Origin of the sequence: Agromyces sp. NPDC058064, assembly GCF_042885275.1 — a bacterium.
GTDB lineage: Bacteria > Actinomycetota > Actinomycetes > Actinomycetales > Microbacteriaceae > Agromyces.
On sequence record NZ_JBHVSE010000002.1, the window covers coordinates 840,789 to 859,952 of the forward strand.

16 protein-coding genes are annotated in these 19,164 nt (G+C 73.2%); 11 read left to right on the top strand and 5 right to left on the bottom strand.

The window, feature by feature from the left end; all coding sequences use genetic code 11:
- Nucleotides 1–67 precede the first annotated feature (67 nt).
- Complete coding sequence (locus ACFVSL_RS09810) at nt 68–664, bottom strand: TetR/AcrR family transcriptional regulator (protein WP_386940583.1); 597 nt, start codon at nt 662–664, stop codon at nt 68–70.
- Between the two features lie 75 nt (nt 665–739).
- Between ACFVSL_RS09810 and ACFVSL_RS09815 the strand changes: the two genes are divergently transcribed.
- Nucleotides 740–2,488, top strand: a complete 1,749-nt coding sequence (locus ACFVSL_RS09815; protein WP_386940585.1) for an FAD-binding protein — start codon at nt 740–742, stop codon at nt 2,486–2,488.
- A gap of 135 nt (nt 2,489–2,623) precedes the next feature.
- Here ACFVSL_RS09815 and ACFVSL_RS09820 read toward each other — a convergent pair whose 3' ends face one another.
- On the bottom strand, nt 2,624–3,424 hold the full coding sequence (locus tag ACFVSL_RS09820) for an SDR family NAD(P)-dependent oxidoreductase (protein ID WP_386940587.1): 801 nt from the start codon (nt 3,422–3,424) through the stop codon (nt 2,624–2,626).
- Between the two features lie 139 nt (nt 3,425–3,563).
- Here ACFVSL_RS09820 and ACFVSL_RS09825 point away from each other — a divergent pair, with 139 nt between their 5' ends.
- Nucleotides 3,564–4,070: a MarR family winged helix-turn-helix transcriptional regulator gene (locus tag ACFVSL_RS09825; protein ID WP_386940589.1), complete on the top strand. Its 507-nt coding sequence runs from the start codon at nt 3,564–3,566 to the stop codon at nt 4,068–4,070.
- Nucleotides 4,071–4,116: 46 nt separating this feature from the next.
- On the opposite strand, the gene ACFVSL_RS09830 is transcribed toward ACFVSL_RS09825, so the two are convergent.
- Nucleotides 4,117–4,995 carry a TspO/MBR family protein gene (locus ACFVSL_RS09830; protein WP_386940591.1) on the bottom strand — a complete coding sequence of 293 codons (879 nt, stop codon included), beginning with the start codon at nt 4,993–4,995 and terminating at the stop codon, nt 4,117–4,119.
- 156 nt (nt 4,996–5,151) lie between these two features.
- Between ACFVSL_RS09830 and ACFVSL_RS09835 the strand changes: the two genes are divergently transcribed.
- The 8 genes from ACFVSL_RS09835 to ACFVSL_RS09870 all read left to right on the top strand — a co-directional run bounded on the left by ACFVSL_RS09835 (nt 5,152) and on the right by ACFVSL_RS09870 (nt 13,805).
- Nucleotides 5,152–5,724: an ArsR/SmtB family transcription factor gene (locus ACFVSL_RS09835; RefSeq protein WP_386940593.1), complete on the top strand. Its 573-nt coding sequence runs from the start codon at nt 5,152–5,154 to the stop codon at nt 5,722–5,724.
- Nucleotides 5,694–7,124: an MFS transporter gene (locus ACFVSL_RS09840; RefSeq protein ID WP_386940596.1), complete on the top strand. Its 1,431-nt coding sequence runs from the start codon at nt 5,694–5,696 to the stop codon at nt 7,122–7,124. The genes ACFVSL_RS09835 and ACFVSL_RS09840 overlap by 31 nt, the downstream gene beginning before the upstream one ends.
- 46 nt (nt 7,125–7,170) lie before the next feature.
- Nucleotides 7,171–8,544, top strand: coding sequence for a flavin monoamine oxidase family protein (locus ACFVSL_RS09845; protein WP_386940598.1), 1,374 nt, complete (start codon nt 7,171–7,173; stop codon nt 8,542–8,544).
- Between the two features lie 68 nt (nt 8,545–8,612).
- On the top strand, nt 8,613–8,945 hold the full coding sequence (locus ACFVSL_RS09850) for a PadR family transcriptional regulator (RefSeq protein WP_386940600.1): 333 nt from the start codon (nt 8,613–8,615) through the stop codon (nt 8,943–8,945).
- Nucleotides 8,942–10,021 carry a permease prefix domain 1-containing protein gene (locus tag ACFVSL_RS09855; protein WP_386940601.1) on the top strand — a complete coding sequence of 360 codons (1,080 nt, stop codon included), beginning with the start codon at nt 8,942–8,944 and terminating at the stop codon, nt 10,019–10,021. Before ACFVSL_RS09850 ends, ACFVSL_RS09855 begins: the two co-directional genes overlap by 4 nt.
- A gap of 114 nt (nt 10,022–10,135) precedes the next feature.
- On the top strand, nt 10,136–11,164 hold the full coding sequence (locus ACFVSL_RS09860; protein ID WP_386940602.1) for an iron ABC transporter substrate-binding protein: 1,029 nt from the start codon (nt 10,136–10,138) through the stop codon (nt 11,162–11,164).
- Nucleotides 11,165–11,229: 65 nt separating this feature from the next.
- Nucleotides 11,230–12,723 carry an ABC transporter permease gene (locus ACFVSL_RS09865; protein ID WP_386940604.1) on the top strand — a complete coding sequence of 498 codons (1,494 nt, stop codon included), beginning with the start codon at nt 11,230–11,232 and terminating at the stop codon, nt 12,721–12,723.
- The gene (locus tag ACFVSL_RS09870; protein ID WP_386940605.1) at nt 12,720–13,805 is read left to right on the top strand and encodes an ABC transporter ATP-binding protein; all 1,086 of its coding nucleotides are present in this window, start codon (nt 12,720–12,722) and stop codon (nt 13,803–13,805) included. Before ACFVSL_RS09865 ends, ACFVSL_RS09870 begins: the two co-directional genes overlap by 4 nt.
- Here ACFVSL_RS09870 and ACFVSL_RS09875 read toward each other — a convergent pair.
- A complete protein-coding gene (locus tag ACFVSL_RS09875; protein WP_386940607.1) occupies nt 13,769–16,681 on the bottom strand; it encodes an AMP-binding protein in 2,913 nt (970 codons plus the stop codon). The two genes, ACFVSL_RS09870 and ACFVSL_RS09875, sit on opposite strands and share 37 nt — an antisense overlap.
- 177 nt (nt 16,682–16,858) lie before the next feature.
- Here ACFVSL_RS09875 and ACFVSL_RS09880 point away from each other — a divergent pair, with 177 nt between their 5' ends.
- Nucleotides 16,859–17,440 (top strand): YdeI family protein, encoded by a 582-nt coding sequence (locus ACFVSL_RS09880; RefSeq protein ID WP_386940608.1) that lies wholly within the window; start codon nt 16,859–16,861, stop codon nt 17,438–17,440.
- Between the two features lie 27 nt (nt 17,441–17,467).
- On the opposite strand, the gene ACFVSL_RS09885 is transcribed toward ACFVSL_RS09880, so the two are convergent.
- On the bottom strand, nt 17,468–19,111 hold the full coding sequence (locus tag ACFVSL_RS09885; RefSeq protein WP_386940610.1) for a flavin monoamine oxidase family protein: 1,644 nt from the start codon (nt 19,109–19,111) through the stop codon (nt 17,468–17,470).
- Between the last annotated feature and the right edge of the window lie 53 nt (nt 19,112–19,164).

A 19,164-nucleotide genomic window follows, 5' to 3' on the forward strand; every position in this document is an offset into this window, starting at 1 on the left:
AGTGAGAAACCCCCGGTTCGCCGGGGGTTTTCGTGTTTCTCCCGTCGCGCGGCGCGGGCTGGGCCGTTCAGTCGGGCGCCCGGGCGGAGCCCTGCTGCTCGGAGAGCACCGCATCGACGAGCGCCGCGGCCTGCCCGGGCTCGTAGCTCGCCCGGCGGAGCGCGCGCATGATGAACGCGCCGATGAGCGCATCGACGATGAGCTCGATCGAGGCCGAGGGGGCGAGTTCGCCGCGCGCCTTCGCGATCGACAGCCGTTCGGCGAGCACGCGGGTGGCGGGGCTCGCCTCGTCCAGGCGGTGGCCGACCACCGCGTCCTCCGCGGCCGCGGCGACGAGGTAGCGGGTGAGGGCGGTCGACTCGGGATCCTCGGTGAGCCGCAGGGTCGGCTCGAGCCAGTCGACGAGGTCGGTGCGCAGGTCACCGGTGTCGGCGGGCAGGGGAGCGGGAAGCGCGAGCGCGCCCTCGAGGAGGGCGTCGGCGATCAGCGCGCTCTTCGACGGCCACCACCGGTAGATCGTCGGCTTGCCGACCCCGGCGTCGGCGGCGATCCCCTCGATCGTGAGCTGGTCCCAGCCGCGTTCGGCCAGCTGCGCCGCGGTCGCCCGCAGGATCGCCACGCGCGCCTTCTCGCTCCGTACGGCACCGCGTCGTCGCTCGGTCATGTTCCGACAGTAGTGGGCCTATTCACAAAACGCTCCGTTACGTAATATGAAACCGTCATCGATCGAGGAGGATTCATGACCGACACCCGAACGCCCCCATCCGAACACCCGATCGACGAGGTCGACGTCGTCGTCGTCGGATCCGGTGCGGCCGCCTTCGCCACCGCGCTCGGCGCGATCGACGAGGGGCTCACCGTGCTGATGGTCGAGAGCACCGACCGCTTCGGCGGCAACACCGCCATGTCCGGCGGCGGACTCTGGCTGCCGAACAACCCGCTCATGCAGCGCGACGGCGCGCTCGACTCCCGCGAGGAGGCGCTGCGCTACCTCGAGGAGACGGTCGGCGAGCCCGGCCGCTCGTCGAACCGTGCGCGCAAGGAGGCGTTCGTCGACGGAGTCGCCGACTTCGTCCTCACGAGCGAGCGCTACGGCTTCCGGTGGATCCGGGCGGCGAACTACCCCGATTACTACCCCGAGCTCCCCGGCGGCAAGATCGGCCGATCCATCGAGCTCGCACCGGTCGACAGCCGGCGCATCGGCGCATGGCGCAAGAAGTCGCGTGCGCTGCTGCCGTTCCCGATGCTCAACAGCGACATGTACCTGCTCGGCCGCGCCTGGTCGACGTGGTCGGGCTTCTGGCAGGGCGTCCGTCTCGTGTTGCGCACCTTGGGCGGTCTCGTCACCGGCCGGATCCTGGTCGGCATGGGCGCGGCGCTCGCGACGTCGTTCGCGAAGACCGTCGTGCTCGACGGCAAGGTGCCGCTCTGGCTCGATTCGCCCGCGCGCCGGCTCGTCACCGAGGGCGACCGGGTCGTCGGCGTCGAGGTCGAGCACGGCGGCGAGCTCGTCACCGTGCGGGCCAGGCGCGGGGTCATGCTCGCGGCCGGCGGCTTCGACCAGGATCGCGAGCGGCGCAGGCGGCTGCAGGGCGTCGAGGGAAACCCGGCCGGGTCGCCCGGCGCGCTCGGCGGAGGCATCGACATGGCGGTCGAGGTCGGCGCCGAGCTCGAGTACATGGAGGACGCCTGGTGGGGCGCGACGGTTCGCCCGGTCGAGGGCGGCCTCAGCTCGTTCATCGTCGGCGAGCGCTCGATGCCGCACTCCCTGCTCGTCGACAAGGACGGGCGCCGCTTCGCGAACGAGTCGGAGTCGTACGTCGACCTCGGCCACCACATGCTCGAGCACGACGGCGCCACCGGGCCGTACTGGATGATCCTCGACGGACGCTACGCGAAGCGGTACTTCCTCACCTTCGCCGCCGACCCGAAGGCGAACGCCGCGATGGCGAAGCAGGGCATCAAGGTGACCGCACCCACGCTCGACGAGCTCGCCGCGAAGATCGGGGTCGATCGCGAGGCGTTCGCCGCCGAGATCGAGAAGTTCAACGGATTCGCCCGCACTGGCCGCGATCAGGACTTCCAGCGCGGCGACTCGGCCTACGACCGCTACTACGGCGACCCGACCATCCTCCCGAACAACAACCTCGCGCCGATCGAGCGAGGCCCGTTCACGGCCTACGAGGTCGTCATCGGCGACCTCGGCACGAAGGGCGGCGTGGTCACCGACGAGCACGCACGCGCGCTCCGCGCCGACGGCACGGTCATCGAGGGCCTGTACTCCGCGGGCAACAACTCGGCAGCGGTGATGGGACACACCTACCCCGGGCCCGGGTCGACGATCGGCCCGGCCTGCGTGTTCGGGCTCGTCGCCGCTCGGCACATGGCGGGTTCGGGCGGTACCGACCGACGGGCCCACGCCGAGGTCGGCGGCACCGTGGCCGAACCGATCGCGGCCGAACCGATCGCGGCGCCCGGCGCGGCGTGACCGGCGCGTCGCGCGCGTGGCGATGCGGCCCCGCGCGCGACGCATCGACGCCGTCGTGGGGGAGCGGGGACGCACCTGCCGCTCGCGGGCCCTGCCACGGCCGCACCGCTCGTCACCCGGTGCGCCCCGAGGTGGTCACAGCATCGTGGTGAGCACGCCGCCGTCGGCGCGGACCGCCGCACCGTTGGTCGCCGAGGCGAGCGGACTGGCGAGGTAGGCGACGAGGCCGGCGATCTCCGACGGGTCGAGGAACCGTTCGAGGAGCGTCGTCGTGTTCTGCCCGATGATCGCCGCCTTCACGGCGTCGACAGGAGCCGCCTGCGCGTCGGCGATCGAGGCGACGGTCGCCGCGACGCCGTCGGAGTAGGTGGGACCGCCGAGGACGGTGTTGACGGTGACCGCGGTGCCGCGGGTGAGCTTGGCGAGGCCGTTGGCGAGGGCGATCATCGCGGCCTTGGTGACGCCGTAGTGCACCATGTCGGCGGGCACGTTCACGCCGGATTCGCTGCCGACGAAGAGGATGCGGCCCCAGCCCCGTTCCAGCATGCCGGGCAGCAGGGCGCGCGACAGTCGGACGCCGCTCATCAGGTTCACGTCGAGGTAGCGGCCCCAGTCGTCGTCGGTGATCGACTCGAACCGGGCGAGCCCGAAGAGCCCGACGTTGTTGACGAGGATGTCGACGTCGCCGAGTTCGGCCAGGGCGTCGATGAGGCGGGCCACGTCGCGCGGCTCGGAGAAGTCGGCCGCGAACCCGGTGTGCTCGGCCCCCGGGTGGGCGGCGCGGAGCCGGGCGACGGCCGCGGCGACCCGCTCGGGGGTGCGTCCGTTCAGCACGACCCGCACGCCTTCGGCGGCGAGCGCCTGCGCGACGGCGAAGCCGATTCCCTGGGTCGACCCGCTGATGAACGCGGTCCTGCCCTGCAGTCGCAATTCCATGGGCTTCTCCTTCCATGGCCCGCCGTGCGTGCCACCATTTACTTGCTTGGGAAAGTGATTCTAGGCCGAGTTCACTTTCCTGAGCAAGTTTTCGTGTGTCGGCGTGCCGCTCGATGGCGACGTGCCGTAGCCTCGGTTCATGCCGATCTCGTCCGATTCTTCAGGCCTGAGCGCGGCCCAGCTCGAGGTGTGGGCGTCCGTGGCCACGCTCCTCGAACGGCTCCCTGCAGCGCTCGACGCCCAGTTGCAGCGCGACAGCGGCCTCACCCACTTCGAGCACGGGATCCTCTTCGCGCTCGACAGCGCACACGAGCGAACGCTCAGGATGAGCACGCTGGCGGGATTCGCGAGCAGCACGCTCTCGCGCCTGTCGCGCGCGATCTCGCGTCTCGAGCGAAAAGGGCTGGTTCGTCGGGAGGTCGACCCCGACGACGGCCGCGTCACCCTGGCCGTGCTGACGGACGAGGGGCACGAGGCGGTCGTACGGTCGACACCGGCGCATCACGCGCTCGTCGAGCGGCTCGTGTTCGAGGCGCTCACTCCGCAGCAGGTGCGTCAGCTCGGGGTCATCGCCGGTCGCCTCGCCAGGGCCGTCGACCCGGCCGAGGCGTGGAGTCCGGGGGAGGATCGGGCCAGGTCGGCCTGACCGCACCCGCCGACGTCGGGAGCTTCATCATCCCGAGACGGCGCGCTCATCCCGAGACGGCGCGCTCATCCGAGACGGCGCTCGACTCGTCACCGGTGCTGCGCTGTCGGGCTCGTTCCTGGCGCACCCGTGCGATCGCCGTGGCGGCGGCGACGACGGCCGCCGCGATGAGCGCGGCGACGCCGGTCGTGACCGAGCGCGGCTCGTCGGTGAGCCGCGCGACGGCGACCCAGCACAGTCCCCAGCTCAGCGCCAGCGCCGGGGCGACCCGTCCGCCGCCCCAGAACGCGAGCGCGACTCCGGCTGCGGCCGCGACGGCCAGCACGAGCACCGCCCAGATCTCGGGGTCGAGGCCGAAGCCCTCGAAGCCGGCGGCGACGAGGACGGCGGTGGCGTTGGCCGCCGTCGCGATGACGACCCAGCCGAGGTAGAGGCCGATCGACCCGTCGGCGACGACGGCCTCGACCCGGTTCTTCGGGGCGGTGCCGCGCAGGATGACGAAGAGCCGGCAGAGCACCACGAGGAGGGCGACGATGATCGGCAGGCTGAGTGCGAGGAGGTCGAGCTGCACGCTCGCGATCCAGACCGCGTTCAGCACGAGCGACGCGGTCACCCACCAGCCCAGGCGCCGCTGACGCTCGTCGTGCCGTTGGGCCGGCAGCGCCTGCCAGACCGCGTAGGCGAGCATGCCGACGTAGATCACGCTCCAGATGCGGAAGGCGCCCGTGCCCGGCGCGATCAGCGTCGAATCGGCGTCGAGCGTGCCGCCCGCCGCGTCCTGGATCGGGGTGCCGACGATGACGCCGGAGCCGATGAAGGCCGCGACGATCGCGAGCACCGAGCTGATGAGGACGACGAGCTGCCTGGCGACGTCGCGCCGGCCGGCGGTGTCGCCGATCGATGAGTGGGAGGCGGCGGTGGTCACGAGCGCGTTCCTTCCGTCGGTGGTGCGGTGGAGCGGTGGTGCCACAGCCTCGCATGCACGACCGTGCGGCGTCTGCCCGTTGACATCCGTCTGCGACGCTCGAAAAATACACAAGGGTACTTGTACAAATCTCCTTGTGCATCTATCGTCGGAGACATGGAGACGACCCCGGAACCCGCCGACGGCATTCGCGACATCGTCGACGCCGACGTGCTGAAGGCGTTCACGCATCCGCTCCGCAACCGCCTCTACGACCTGCTCGCCGTCGACGGCCCGGCCACCGTGTCGATGCTCGCCGAGCGTGCGGGCGTCGCGATCGGCAGCGTGAGCCACCACCTCGGCATCCTCGCCAGGGCGGGGCTCGTCATCGAGGCGCCCGAGCTCGCCCGCGACGCCCGCGAGCACTGGTGGCAGCGCGCGCAGCGGGGGGTTCGCTGGTCGTCGTCGGGCCTGGCCGATCCGGCCGCGCGCACGGTCGCCGACTCGCTCGAGTCGCAGATGCTCCAGGAGCAGCACGACCGGGCTCGACAGTGGCTGGCCGAGCGCGACGCACGCCCCGAGTGGGCCGAGGTCTCCTTCGCCCACCAGTCGCGCCTCTGGCTCAGCCCGGCCGAGCTGGCCGAGCTCGACGAGGCGATCGTCGCGCTGGTCCGCTCGTACTCCGGTCGCGACCACGACGGGCGGGAGGCGGTGCTGCTGTGGGCGCGCGCGTTCCCGAACCGGCCGTGAGCGTCGAGCAGGCCCGGCGGGCCGGCGGGCCCGCGGGAGTCGACGTCGCTGCGAACGCGGATGCCTCCGTCGCGGGCCTGCGCGAGGCACAGCCGCCGGCCCGAGGTGCGGGCGGCGCCCGCGGGGCGCGGGGGGCGCAGGGCGGCGGTCTCCGTCGCAACCGCGACTTCCTGCTGCTGTGGGCCGGCGAGGCGGCGTCCGTCACCGGCGCCGGCATGACCAGCGTGCTGCTGCCGCTCGTCGCCGTCAGCCTCCTCGATGCCTCCCCGACGTGGATGGGCGTCATCGCCGCGGCCACGTGGCTGCCGTGGCTCGTGGTCGGCCTGCCGATCGGCGCCTGGGTCGACGGCCGCTCGCCGCGTGCCGTGATGATCGGGGCCAACTCGGTCTCGACCGCGGCGTACGCGTCGGTGCCCGTCGCCGCGGCATTCGGCGTGCTGAGCCTCTGGCAGCTCGTCGTCGTCGCGCTCGTCGTCGGCACGGCCACGATCGCGTTCAGGTCGGCGTACACGAAGCTGCTCGTGCGCATCGTGCCCGAGCGCGACCGGCCGGTCGCCAACAGCCTGCTGTTCGGCACCGAGAACGCCGCCAACACGGTGGGGCCGGGCCTCGGCGGGCTCGTCGGCCAGCTCGTCGGCCCGGTGAGGGGCATGCTCGGCGAGGCCATCGGGCTCGCGATCTCGGTCGTCTGCCTGGTGCTGATGCGGCCGCAGCCGCCGGCGACGGCCCCGCAGACCGAGCCGTTGCGGGCGTCGGTCCGCTCGGGCCTCCGGCTGGTGTTCGGCGACCGACGGCTGCGGTTCTTCGCGGTGCAGGGGGCGGTCGCGAACTTCGGGCTGATCGGTCAGCAGGCGGTCCTCGTGCTCTGGCTCAGTCGAGATCTGCGGCTCGACCCGGCGGTGATCGGCATCGTCTTCGCGGTGTCCTCGATCGGCGGCGTGGTCGGCGCGCTCGCCGCCCCCGCGCTCGGGCGCCTGCTCGGCGACGCGCGCGGCGTCAGCATCACGCTGACGGTGGCGGGGCTCATGCTGCCCCTGCTCGCCTTCGCCCAGCCGGGCCCGGTGCTCTGGATCGTGGTCTCGGCGAACGCGGTGGCCGTCGCCGGCATCGTCGCCGCGAACGTGCTGCGGCGCACCTGGGTGCAGTCCTACGTGCCAGAGCACATGCTGGCGCGCCAGGCGACGAGCGCCCAGCTGGTGAACTTCGCGGGCATGCCGATCGCCGGGGTGCTGGCAGGCCTGCTCGCCGAGCAGTGGGGGCCGGCTCCGGTCATCTTCGCCATGGGCGTCGTCGCGCTGCTCGCGAACGCGGCCTCCTGGCTCCAGCCGTGGCTGCGGCGGCGCGACCTCCCTCGCCCGATCCGGGCCGGCCGGGGTGCGGCCGCGGCCGAACAGGAGTAAGCAGGCAGCATCGCCCCGTCGTGCGGGCCGATCGGAGGTCGCGAGGATGGGCGAACTCGACCTGATCGTCATCGGCGCGGGGCTCGCCGGGCTCACGGCGGCTCGCGCCGCCGGCGCGGCGGGCTGCACGGTGGCCGTGCTCGAGGCGCGAGGCCGCGTCGGCGGGCGCACCCACGGCGGTCGGCTCGCGAACGGGGTGCCCGTCGAGCTCGGCGGGCAGTGGATCGGGGCGACGCAGACCGCGATGCTCGGGCTCGTCGACGAGCTGGGGCTCGAGACGTTCGAGACCTACGATGACGGGGCCGCGGTGACCGTCCATCGCGGTACACGGACCGCATACTCGGACGAGTCGCTCGGCCTGGACGTCGGGGCGGTGGAGGAGTTCGCCGGGATGCAGGTCGAGCTCGAGGCCCTCGCAGCGACCGTCTCGCTCGCGTCGCCGTGGGCGACCGACGACGCCGCCCGATTGGACGGGCAGACGCTCGCGGAGTGGCTGCGAGGTCGCACGGCGCGGGCCGACACCCTCGAACTCTGGCGGGCGATCGTCGCCGCGCTGTTCTCGGCCGAACCCGCGGAGCTGTCGCTGCTGCACTTCCTGTTCTACCTCAGGTCGGCCGGTTCGCTCGACGTGCTCATGAGCACCACCGCGGGGGCGCAGGAGCGCCGGGTCGTCGGCGGGACGCATCTCGCCTCGGAGCGGATGGCCGCGGAGCTCGACGTGCGGACGGACTCGCCGGTCCGGGCGATCACCGAGCACCGGGGAGGCGTGCGCGTCGGATTCGACGGCGGCTCGCTCTCCGCCGAGCGCGTGATCGTCGCCATCCCGCCGGCCCTCGCGGGCCGGATCGCCTATTCGCCGCCGCTGCCCGCCGAGCGCGACGGGCTGACCCAGCAGATGCCGATGGGCTCCGTGATCAAGGTCCACGTCGCGTACCCGACGCCGTTCTGGCGCGAGGCCGGTCTCAACGGCTCGGCGCTCGACCTCGACCACCTCCTCGGGGTCGCTCTCGACAACTCGCCGCCGGATGCCTCGTGCGGCGTGATCGTCGGCTTCTTCGAGGGGGCTGCCGCGCGCGCGGCAGCGCGCCTGTCGCGCGAGGAGCGCCGGCGCGCGGCGGTGGACGCCCTCGTCGCGATGTTCGGGGCGGCGGCCGGCGACCCGATGGAGATGGTGGAACTGAACTGGATGGACGAGGAGTTCACCCGCGGCTGCTACGGCGGCCGGCTCGGCGCCGGCGCCTGGACGCAGTACGGGCGCGCCCTCGCCGAGCCCGTGGGGCGCGTCCACTGGGCGGGGTCCGAGACCGCTGACGTCTGGAACGGCTACATGGAGGGCGCAGTGCGTTCCGGGCACCGAGCGGCCCTCGAGGTGCTCGGGATGCTCGGGGCCCGGGAGGGGGACACCGACTCGGAGCGCTGACGGACGCTTGACGTACTACGGCACGCGTAGTACGTTCGACAGTACGAAGCGAAGCGAGGGAGGGCGTCATGATCAGTGCCGATGCGATCCGCGGGTACGTCGACCTCATGGTGCTGTCGCTCCTGCGGCAGCGGCCGTCCTACGCGTACGAGCTCGCCCAGCAGATCCACGCGGTGACCGGCGCCGAGTACACAATCAAGCAGACCACCCTGTACTCCGCGGTCAAGCGGCTCGAAGCGGGCGGTCTCGTCACCTCGTACGCGGGGGCGTCCGAATCGGGCAAGCCGCGCACGTACTACCGCATCAGCGACGACGGGCTCGCGCACCTCGAGCTGAAGGTCGCCGAGTGGCGCGATACGAAATCGGTCGTCGACCGGTTCATCGAAGGAGTCGAAGCATGAACGTCATCACCGCCTACCTCGAGACGATGTTCGGGGCGTACCCGCCGACGCCGAAGCTGCTCGAGGCGAAGGCCGAGCTCCACACGATGATGGAGGACGCCTACCACGGGTACCGCGCCGAGGGCCTCTCCGAGAACGAGGCCGTGGGCCGGGTCATCACCGAGTTCGGCAACCTCGACGAGCTCGCCCCGCAGCTCGGCATCTCGGCCGAGATCGCGCCGACACCGGCCCCGACCCCGACGGCAGCGGCGATGGGCGCCGGCGCCGGGGCACCCGCGTCGCACGCCGCGCGGCGGCTCGCGCCCGCGCCCGTCACGCGGGACGAGGCCGAGCGGTACGCCGACGCGCGACGTCGCACCGAGTCGCGCCTGGCGCTGGCCGTCGCGATGTTCGTCCTGGCGCCGGCACCGCTCATCGCGCTCGTGACGCTCGCGAGCGGCGGGGCGATCGCGCTCGGTCAGGACCTCGCCGTGCTGATCGGACTCGCGTGCCTGCTCGTCGTCGTCGTGGTCGCCGTGCTCATGATCGTGCGCCGCGACGCGCAGCTCGCCCCGTTCCGCAGGCTCGCCGCGGGCGAGTTCACCCGCTCGCCCGACGTCGACCGGTGGGCCGAACAGCTCGCCGCCGAGGCCGCGCCCCGGCGGGCCACGGCCCTGCAGGTCGCCATCGGCCTCTGGATCCTCGCCGCATCGCCGGTGATCGCGATGAGCCTGCTCGCCCCGCCCTCGGTGACGAACAGCTGGATCGGCGTCGCCGTCGCCGGGACGCTCGCGATGGTCGCGGCCGGGCTCCTCCTCTTCATCCCGAGCAACTGGGCGCAGTCGGTCGCCGAGACGCTGACGAAGACCGATTCCGAGGGCTATGCGAGCGCCGACGAGCGCAGCCTCGTCGGGGTGGTCGGCGCCTTCTACTGGCCGATCGTCGTCGCGATCTTCCTCGCCTGGAGCTTCATCGGCAGCGCTTGGGGCATCTCGTGGGTGATCTGGCCGATCGCGGCCGTGCTCTTCGGCGCCCTCGCCGGCGGCCTGCGAGCGGTCGAGCGCTACCGGGCCGCGCGCGAGGCGGGCATACAGTAGCGGGCGCGGTCGGCCACGGGGCATCCGACCGCTCTGGAAACGGGCGGGACGGAGCGGCGCAGTGCTTTAGGATAGCCTTACCTGCCTGCTTCGGCCTGAAAGGTCCTCCTCTCCATGCGTCATCCTCTGCGCCGTGCCATCGTGCCCGCCGTCGCCGTCACACTGCTCCTCAGCGGCTGCGCCGCCGGAGGCTCGGGCGACGCCGCGGTCGACGAGGACGCCCTCGTCGTCTACAACGCGCAGCACGAGGAGCTCACTCAGGAGTGGGCCGACGCCTTCACCGAGGAGACGGGCATCGAGGTCGTGCTCCGCAACGGCGACGACAGCGAGCTCGGCAACCAGCTCGTGCAGGAGGGGGCCGCGTCGAAGGCCGACGTCTTCCTCACCGAGAACTCGCCGGCGATGTCGCTCGTCGAGGAGGCCGGGCTCTTCGCCCCGGTCGACGAGTCGACCCTCGCGCTCGTGCCCGAGCAGTACCGCCCGGCATCCGGCGCGTGGACGGGCATCGCCGCCCGCTCCACCGTGCTCGTGTACAACCCCGAGCTGATCAGCGAGGCCGAGCTCCCGACCTCGCTCATGGACCTCCAGAAGCCCGAGTGGAAGGACCGTTGGGGCGCGGCCCCCGCGAAGGCCGACTTCCAGGCGATCGTCTCGGCCGTGCTCGAGACGCAGGGCGAAGACGCGACGCGCGCCTGGCTCGAGGGCATGGCCGAGAACGCGGTCGAGTACCGCAACAACATCGTCACCATGAAGGCGGTCAACGCCGGCGAGGTGCCGGTCGGCATCATCTACCACTACTACTGGTACCGCGATCAGGATGCCGCGGCCGAGGACAGCGGCGACACGAAGCTGCACTACTTCGGCAACCAGGACCCGGGCGCCTTCGTCAGCGTCTCGGGCGGCGGCGTGCTGAAGAATGCGAAGCACCCCGACGAGGCGCAGCAGTTCCTCGCGTTCCTCGCGGGCGAGGAGGGGCAGCGGATCCTCGGCGAGGGCTACAGCTTCGAGTACCCGGTCGCCTCGGGCGTCCGCGCGAAGGCCGAGCTCCCGCCGCTCGACACGCTCGACGCGCCCGCGATCGACCCCTCGTCGCTCAACGGCCCGAAGGTGATCGAGCTGATGACGGAAGCCGGCCTGCTCTGACCCCGACCGCGACCACGCCGCCGACGGTCGCGACGCATCGGCGTCGAGCGCCCGTCGGCCTGGTCGTGGTCGTCGCGGTGCTCGCCGCGGGTGCGCTCGTGCCGATCGCCTACGTCGTGCAGGCGGCCTTCGCGATGGGCTGGGCCGAGCTCTCGGCCCTCGTGTTCCGGCCCAAGGTCGGCGAGCTGCTCGTCAACACCGTGCTGCTCGTCGTCATCGGCGTGCCCGCGAGCGTCGTGCTCGGCGTCGGGTCGGCGTGGCTCGTCGAGCGCACGGCCCTGCCCGCCCGGCGCCTCTTCGCCGTCGGCTTCGTCGCGCCGCTCGCGATCCCGGCGTTCGTCGCGAGCTACGGCTGGGCGAGCGCGATCCCGTCGATCAGCGGGCTCTGGGGCGGCGTGCTCGTCGCGGTGCTCGCCTACTTCCCGCTCGTCTACCTGCCCGCGCTCGCGGCCATCCGCGGGCTCGACCCCGCGCTCGAGGAGTCGGCGCGGGCGCTCGGCATGGGCTCGTGGGGCGTGTTCGCCCGCGTCGTGCTGCCGCAGCTGCGCCTGGCGGTGCTCGGCGGCGCGCTCGTGGTCGCACTGCACCTCCTCGCCGAGTACGGCGCCTTCGCATTCCTGCGCTTCGACACCTTCACGACGGCGATCGTCGTCGCCTACCAGGCCACCTTCGCGGGGCCGAACGCGGCCGCGCTCGGCCTCGTGCTCGCGCTGCTCTGCCTCGGGCTCCTGGCGCTCGAGTCGCTCGCGCGGGGCAGCGGTCGCGCCAGGTACGCGCGGGTCGGCAGCGGTTCGCCGCACCCGCCCGCCCGCCTCGCGCTCGGCCGGCTCGCCCCGCCTACCGTGCTCGCGGCCGCGACGGTCGTCGTGGCCGCGACCGTCGTGCCGCTCACGAGCGTCGTGCGCTGGCTCTTCGCGGCCGACGCGTTCGACTTCGCCGCCCTCGTGCCGGCGGCCGTGCAGACGCTCGTCCTGTCGATCGGGGGTGCCGCCTGCGCGATCCTCGTCGCCCTGCCGTTCGCGTGGCTCGCGGTTCGGTACCCGGGCCGGCTCTCACGGCTCCTCGAGGGGGCCGCGTACCTCGCGAGCAGCCTGCCGGCGATCATCGTCGCCCTCGCCCTCGTCGCGACGACGCTCGCGTTCGCGCCGGGGCTCTACCAGACGGCGTTCACGGTGATCGTCGCCTACGTCGTGATCTTCCTGCCCCGCGCGCTCGTGCCGCTCCGGGCGGGCCTCTCGCAGGTGCCCGAGTCGCTCGAGGAGGCCGCGAGGTCGCTCGGCGTCACCCCGTGGGCGGCCCGCCTGCGGGTCACCGCGCCGATGCTCCTGCCCGCCGTCGGCGCGGGCGGCGCCCTCGTCGCGCTCGGCGCCGCGAACGAGCTCACCGCGACGCTGCTGCTGGCCCCGACGGGCACCCGCACGGTCGCGACCAGCTTCTGGTCCGCGGCATCCTCGCTCGACTACCCGGCGGCCGCACCGTACGCGGTGCTGCTCGTGCTGCTCTCGATCCCCGCGGTCGCCCTCATGTTCGCCCACGCCACCCGACGGAGCCTCCGATGACGCTGCGACTTGACCGCATCTCGAAATCCTTCGGCGGCACCGAAGTGCTCCGCGAGGTCTCGCTCGAGGTGCCCGACGCCACGCGGCTTGCGCTCGTCGGCTCCTCGGGCAGCGGAAAGAGCACGCTGCTGCGGCTCATCGCGGGCTTCGAGCGCCCCGACGCCGGCACGATCTCGCTCGACGGGCGCGAGCTCGCGAGCCCGACCGTCGCGATGCCGGCGCACCGCCGCGGCATCGGCTACGTCGCCCAGGACGGCGCCCTGTTCCCGCATCTCTCGGTGGCGCGCAACATCGCCTTCGCCCTGACCCGGGGCGCCGGCAGGGCCGCGAGGGTGCGCGAGCTCATGGACCTCGCCTCGCTCGACCCCGCGCTCGCCGAGCGCATGCCGCACGAGCTCTCGGGCGGGCAGCAGCAGCGCGTCGCGCTCGCTCGTGCGCTCGCCCTGCGGCCGAGCGTGATCCTCCTCGACGAGCCGTTCAGCGCCCTCGACACGGGCCTGCGCGCGCAGACGCGGCGGGCTGTGATCGACGTGCTCGAGCGCAGCGGCGTGACCGCCGTGCTCGTCACCCACGACCAGGACGAAGCGCTGTCGTTCGGCCAGCAGGTCGGCGTGCTCGCCGGCGGCCGGCTGGTGCAGGCCGGCGACCCGGCGGCGGTGTTCGACGCCCCGATCGACGCGGGCGTCGCCGAGTTCCTCGGCGACGTCGTCGTCGTGCCCGCGCGCTCGGCCGGCGCCGACCTCGCCGATTGCGCGTTCGGATGCCTCGTGGTGCGCCACGATCGCAGCGGCGGCGCCGAACGGGTGTGCGCGATGCTGCGGCCCGAGCAGCTGCGCCTCGACCCCGGCGCGGCCGACGGCAACGCCACCGTCGTCGGCGTGCGTCGCACGGGCGCCTCGGCCGAGCTGCGGCTGCGCCTCGGCGCCGCCGAGTTCCCCGTCGAGGTGACGCATCGCGTGCCGCTGCACGAGGCCGGGCGCTTCGAGCCGGGCTGCCCCGTGCAGGTCGCGGTCGACGGTGGCGTCGTGCTGTACCCCGAGCGGGATCAGCCGCCGATCGCGGCGACGGCCCCGGTCGACTGAGCGAGCGCCTCGGCCCGAGGGCACTGCTGCCGAGGGCGGGTCCGTTCGGTCGCCTCCGCCGATCGCACCAGCTGTGCCCGCTTGGCCGTCGCACGCGACGCGAGGGCGCCGCGCGCCCGGGCCGTCACCCGTGAGAGCCGCCCGCTCGCGACGAGGTACGCGCGCCACGCGAGCACGCCGACCGCGAACGAGAGCAGCGTGCCGAGCCACGGCGCGGAGGCCTCGAACGGCGGGTAGACCTGCCAGTGCGTCAGGTAGACGAACATCGAGGCGCCCGCGAGGGTCGCGACGACGGGCACGACGAGCCGGGGCAGCCGGGCCGCGGGGATCCAGACGAGCGCGAGCACGCCGCCCGCGACGATCGCCTCCCGGCCGGGTTCGCCGAAGAACCCGAAGGAGCTCACGATCGCGACGGCCGAGACGAGGAGCCGGCGGGCGGTGGTGTCGGCGCGCGCGACGAGCCAGCCGAGCGCGAGGAGCCAGATCACGACGGGCGCGCTGTACCGCTCGACGTACTCGGCGTGGGGGCCGGCGATCGCGAAGCGCGCGGCGAGGGCGATCGCGAGCACGGCGAGGGCGAACCCGAAGGGAGCCCGCCGTTCGAGCCGGTCGATCGCCCGCACCGAGAAGAGCAGGGCGAGGCCCACGATGGTCCACACCGCGGCCTCGAGGAACCAGAACTGCCATTGCTCGTTCCATCTGCCGTCGCTCGGCATCAGGTTGTTCACGAGCAGTGCGGTGGCGGGCCGGTACTGGCCGGTCACGAGGGCGACCGCGCCGATCCAGAGCACGGCGGGCACGGCGAGCTGCACGGCGCTGCGGGCGAGGCGGCGCACCCGGGTCGCGCCCGGCACCGCGGCCAGCTGGAACCTGGCGAGGTTGTAGCCCGCGACCGCGAGCAGCAGGTGCGCGCCGCCCTTCATCATGAAGAGGTCGGCGTGCGTGCCGACGATGAGCACGATCGCCGCGGCGCGCAGCACCGCCGGCGTCTCGAGACGCGCCGTCCACGGGCGGGGTCGCCTGTCGGCGACGGGGGCGGATGCCCGGCGCCGAGCCCCGCCGGATGCGACGGGTGAGGCTCCCGGCACGGCAGCGTCCGCGACCCCGTCGTGCGCCGCGTCGGCGTCGGCGGCGAGGCGCGGGCCCGCCTGCGCGCCGAGCTCGCGCGCGGTCAGCCGGGGCCATTCGCGGGGGAGGGCGCCGAGCAGCTCCTCGAGCCGCAAGGACACTTCGATGTAGCTGAGCGAGTCGCCGCCGAGCCCCGCGAAGGAATCGTCGAGGCCCGCCTCGGGCCGGCCGAGCAGGGTCGCGAAGAGCCGTCGTACCCGCTCGGGCGCATCGTCGACGTCGCTCGGGCCCGCGGATCGACCGGCCTCGCCGAGCAGCCGATCGTGGTCGGCGGCGAAGCGCACGAGGGCTGCGGTATCGGGCTTGCCGCTCGAGGTGCGGGGGAACTCGGCGACCGCGTAGCCCGCGACGACGTGCGGCGGCAGTCCGGTGAGCACCGCCGCGCGTTCGCGGGCGCGAGCGACGGCGCGCTCGGAGGTCGCGAAGACGAGCAGCCGCTCGTCGTCGGTGGCGGCGCGCGCGGTGACGCCCTCCTCGTCGAGCAGCCGCTCGACGCGATCGAGGTCGATCCGGAGCCCGAAGACCTTGGCGAAGCGGTTGGCGCGTCCGACGATCTCGAAGAGGCCGTCGTCGCGGCGACGGGCGAGGTCTCCGGTGCGGAGCTCGTGCACGGTGCGGCCGAGGGCGAAGTCGGCGGGCGCCTCGGCGTAGCCGAGCATCACGTTCGGCCCCTCGTAGACGAGTTCGCCCGTGCCGTCGCCCATGCCCGCCCGGGTGTCCTCCGCCGGCGCGCCGACGCCGGCGCCGTCGCGCGGGGCGGGGCCCGAGGCATCCGAGCCGCCGTCGACCCCGCCGAGCGGGTCGATGCGAAGCCGCCCGCCGGGGATCGGCCGACCGATCGCGCCTGCGGCGGTCGCCGCGAGCCCGGGCGGCAGGTAGGCCATGCGCGCCGTGGCCTCGGTCTGGCCGTACATGACGTAGAGCTCGAAGCCGCGGCGTTCGCCGAGCGCCGCGATGCGCCGCACGGCCTCGGGGGCGAGGCGTCCGCCCGCCTGGGTGAGATAGCGCAGGCTCGGCAGCTCGCGGTCGCCGAAGCCGCCGGCCTCCAGCAGCTCGAAGGTGTACGGCACGCCCGCGAACGAGGTGATCCGATGCTCCGACGCCTCCCGCCAGAAGTCCTCGTCGGTGACCGATCGCTCGGTGAGCAGGAGGCTGGCGCCCGACAGCAGGTGGCTGTTCACGACGGAGAGGCCGTAGCAGTACTGGAGGGGCAGGGTCGTGGCGGCGCGGTCGGCGGGGGAGAGCCGCAGGTACTCGGCGATCGCGCCGGCGTTCGAGCGCAGGTTCTCGGCCGAGAGGCGCACGAGCTTCGGCGAGCCCGTCGACCCCGAGGTGCTCGCGAGCAGCGCGAGCTCGGGGTGCAGCTCGTGCCGGGTGCCCGCTCGCCGTTCGTCGAGGGTCCAGCGCGGGCGGTCGCCGTCGTCGAGGTCGGTCCGGGCGATCACGTCGGGGTCGAACCGCTCGACGAGTGCGGCGCGGTGGCGACGGGCGGTGTCGTCGCCCTCGGCCGGGACGAACAGCACGGGGTGGCCGCCCTCGAGCGCAGCGAGGTACGTGACGACGGGTTCGAGCGCGTTGCCCGCCTCGATCATGACGAGCCGGCGGGTCGTGCCGAGCTCGTCGCGCCGCAGGGCGACGCGGTCGCGGAGCTCGGCGTAGTCGATGACCCGGCCCTCGGCGACGAGCGCCGGTTCCCCTGCGCGACCGCCGAGCATCGACACGCCGACGGCGGGTGCGGTCAGGGGCATCGATCAGGTGCTTCCGGTGCGGAGGGGGAGTGCCGAGCGGCGGGGATGAGGTGAGCCTACCCTAACAACGCGACCGCGCCGAACGGCGGCGCCAACGGCGGCGCCGGCGTCGGTGGCGCTGCGTACGCTGTGAGGACCGGGGCGGCACCGTCTCCGCCGCCGCAGAGGGAGCCCGCCGTGAGTGCAGAGATCACCCCGTTCGTCGTCGCCGATCGCGCAGCCTGGCGCGCCTGGCTCGACGCGAACGAAGACGCCTCCGACGGGGTCTGGCTGCTGCTCGCGAAGAAGGGCACCACCGAGCCGACCTCGCTGAGCTACGCCGAGGCCCTCGACGAGGCGCTCTGCAGCGGCTGGATCGACGGGCAGAAGCGCAGCCACGACGCCGCGTGCTTCCTGCAGCGGTTCACGCCGCGGCGACGAGCCTCGCTCTGGTCGCAGCGCAACATCGGGCTCGTCGCGGGCCTCGTCGACGAGGGCCGCATGCGGGCGCGCGGCCAGGCCGAGATCGACCGGGCCAAGGCCGACGGTCGATGGCAGCGCGCCTACGCCGGCGCGTCCTCGGCGCAGGTGCCCGACGACCTGGCGGCCGCGCTGGCGGCGTCACCCGAGGCAGCCGCGCTCTTCGACCGGCTGAACGCGACCAACCGCTACGCCGTGCTCCACCGCGTGACGACCGCGCCGAGCGCGACCAGCAGGGCGAACCGGCTCGCGAAGCTCGTCGGCGGCCTCGAGCGCGGCGAGACGCCGTACCCGCAGTGAGCGGGCGCGGCGCTCGTACCCCGCCGCTCAGGAGAGGGCGACCGCCTTCGCCGCGCGTTCGCCCGACGCGACGGCGCCGTTGAGGAAGCCGTAGTACTCGACGCTCGTGTGCTCGCCCGCGAAGTGCACGTTGCCCTCGGGGGTCGACCCGACGCCGAACAGCCCGGTGTACTGGCCCGGCCGCTGGCAGGTGTAGGCGCCCTTCGACCAGCGGTTGCCCCACCAGAAGTCGCGGTACGACTTGCCCGAGTACGCGGCGGTCACGCCCGGATGGATGGGTTCGAGCTGCGCGAGCATGCCCGAGACCTGCTGCGCGGTGGGCACCCCGAACGCCGGCCCCGACCAGGCCTTCACCTGGTCGCCCGAGGGGAAGAAGTTGAAGATGCCGGTGGGCAGCGGGTGCGAGGCGGTGTCGTCCCAGCCGCACTGGAACCCCGACGGGTTCGTGTACGTCGAGCCGCCGTAGCCGCGCTCGACCCAGGGCCGGCGGTCGAGCTGCACGTGGATCTTCGCGTTGGCGCCGAGCCCCAGCTCGTCGATCGCGCGCCGGGTGAGGGCCGAGAACCCCGACTGGCTGAGGTCGCACTCCCTGAGCGTCGTGAAGGGCAGGGCGAGGATGACCCGGTCGACCGTCTTGTCGACGATCGAGTTGCCGACCGCGAAGCTCAGCCTGACGGTGCCGTCGGCGTTGCGCTTCACCGCGATGAGCTCGTGCCCGTACCGCACCGTGCTCGCGGGCAGCTCGGCGATCATGCGCGTGACGATCTGGTCGTTGCCGCCCCGCACGAGGTACTTCTCGTCGGCGCCGTTGACGGGGGCGAGGCTGTTCTGCGCGTTCCAGCCGAGCAGGTAGACGAGGTTCAGCGCCGACTGCTCGTGCGACTCGAGGCCGTACTCGGCCATGACGTTCGAGCGCATGAGCTTCGCGAACCGGCTCGAGAGCCCGCCCGGCACCTTCTGCGCGAGCCAGTCGTCGACGGTCATCGCATCGAGTGCGACGCCGGCGGCCGTGTGCGAGTCGTGCGTCTGGCAGTACGGGGCGGCCGCGAGGTCGGCCTTCATCGCGCTGTAGACCTGGCCCCAGTCGTCGTTGGCGTCGTCGTAGGAGTAGTCGGCGCCGTCGATCCAGTACTTGTCCTCCCAGCCGTTGTAGCTGCCGCCGTCGACGACGTCGAGCGTCAGCCCGAGGTTCGAGGCGAGGTTGCGGATGGCGTTGTGGTCGGTGTTGATGAAGGCGCCGCCGTGCTCGACGACGATGCCCTCGTCGAAGTGCCCGCGGAGGCTGTAGCACCGGCCGCCCGGGCGGGCGCTGCCCTCGTAGAGGGTGCTCGCGATGCCCTTCGTGCGCCACAGCCAGTGCGCGGCGCGCGTGCCGGCGAGGCCTGCGCCGACGATCGCGACGCTCGGGGCGGTGGGCTTCGCCGCTGCGGCGGCCGCGAACGCCGGAGCGGGCGTCGCCATCGCGAGCGCGGCGCCGGCGCCGGCGACCCCGGCGACCTTGAGGGCGTCGCGCCGGCTGAGCTTCGAGCGCTCGGCGTCGTCGGCCGCGGCGGCGGCCGCGCGCTCGATCACCTCGCCGACGGGAAGACCGGTGCGCTCGGCCTCGGCGTGCGCCCGGATGATGCGCCCGAGCCGGGCGGTCTGCGGCGTGGTGCCGCGTCGGAATGCCATCATGAAGAACCTCACTGTCCGAATCGGTGAAGCGTTGCTTAACATGTTGCTGA

Bases quoted from the DNA above. Each gene is read 5' to 3' on its own strand.
- ACFVSL_RS09835 (WP_386940593.1), top strand. From the start codon at position 5,152: ATGGAGACGACCCCGGAACCCGCCGACGGCATTCGCGACATCGTCGAC.
- ACFVSL_RS09855 (WP_386940601.1), top strand. From the start codon at position 8,942: ATGAACGTCATCACCGCCTACCTCGAGACGATGTTCGGGGCGTACCCG.
- ACFVSL_RS09885 (WP_386940610.1), bottom strand. From the start codon at position 19,111: ATGGCATTCCGACGCGGCACCACGCCGCAGACCGCCCGGCTCGGGCGC.
- ACFVSL_RS09845 (WP_386940598.1), top strand. From the start codon at position 7,171: ATGGGCGAACTCGACCTGATCGTCATCGGCGCGGGGCTCGCCGGGCTC.
- ACFVSL_RS09870 (WP_386940605.1), top strand. From the start codon at position 12,720: ATGACGCTGCGACTTGACCGCATCTCGAAATCCTTCGGCGGCACCGAA.
- ACFVSL_RS09825 (WP_386940589.1), top strand. From the start codon at position 3,564: ATGCCGATCTCGTCCGATTCTTCAGGCCTGAGCGCGGCCCAGCTCGAG.
- ACFVSL_RS09875 (WP_386940607.1), bottom strand. From the start codon at position 16,681: ATGCCCCTGACCGCACCCGCCGTCGGCGTGTCGATGCTCGGCGGTCGC.
- ACFVSL_RS09810 (WP_386940583.1), bottom strand. From the start codon at position 664: ATGACCGAGCGACGACGCGGTGCCGTACGGAGCGAGAAGGCGCGCGTG.
- ACFVSL_RS09820 (WP_386940587.1), bottom strand. From the start codon at position 3,424: ATGGAATTGCGACTGCAGGGCAGGACCGCGTTCATCAGCGGGTCGACC.
- ACFVSL_RS09815 (WP_386940585.1), top strand. From the start codon at position 740: ATGACCGACACCCGAACGCCCCCATCCGAACACCCGATCGACGAGGTC.
- ACFVSL_RS09860 (WP_386940602.1), top strand. From the start codon at position 10,136: ATGCGTCATCCTCTGCGCCGTGCCATCGTGCCCGCCGTCGCCGTCACA.
- ACFVSL_RS09850 (WP_386940600.1), top strand. From the start codon at position 8,613: ATGATCAGTGCCGATGCGATCCGCGGGTACGTCGACCTCATGGTGCTG.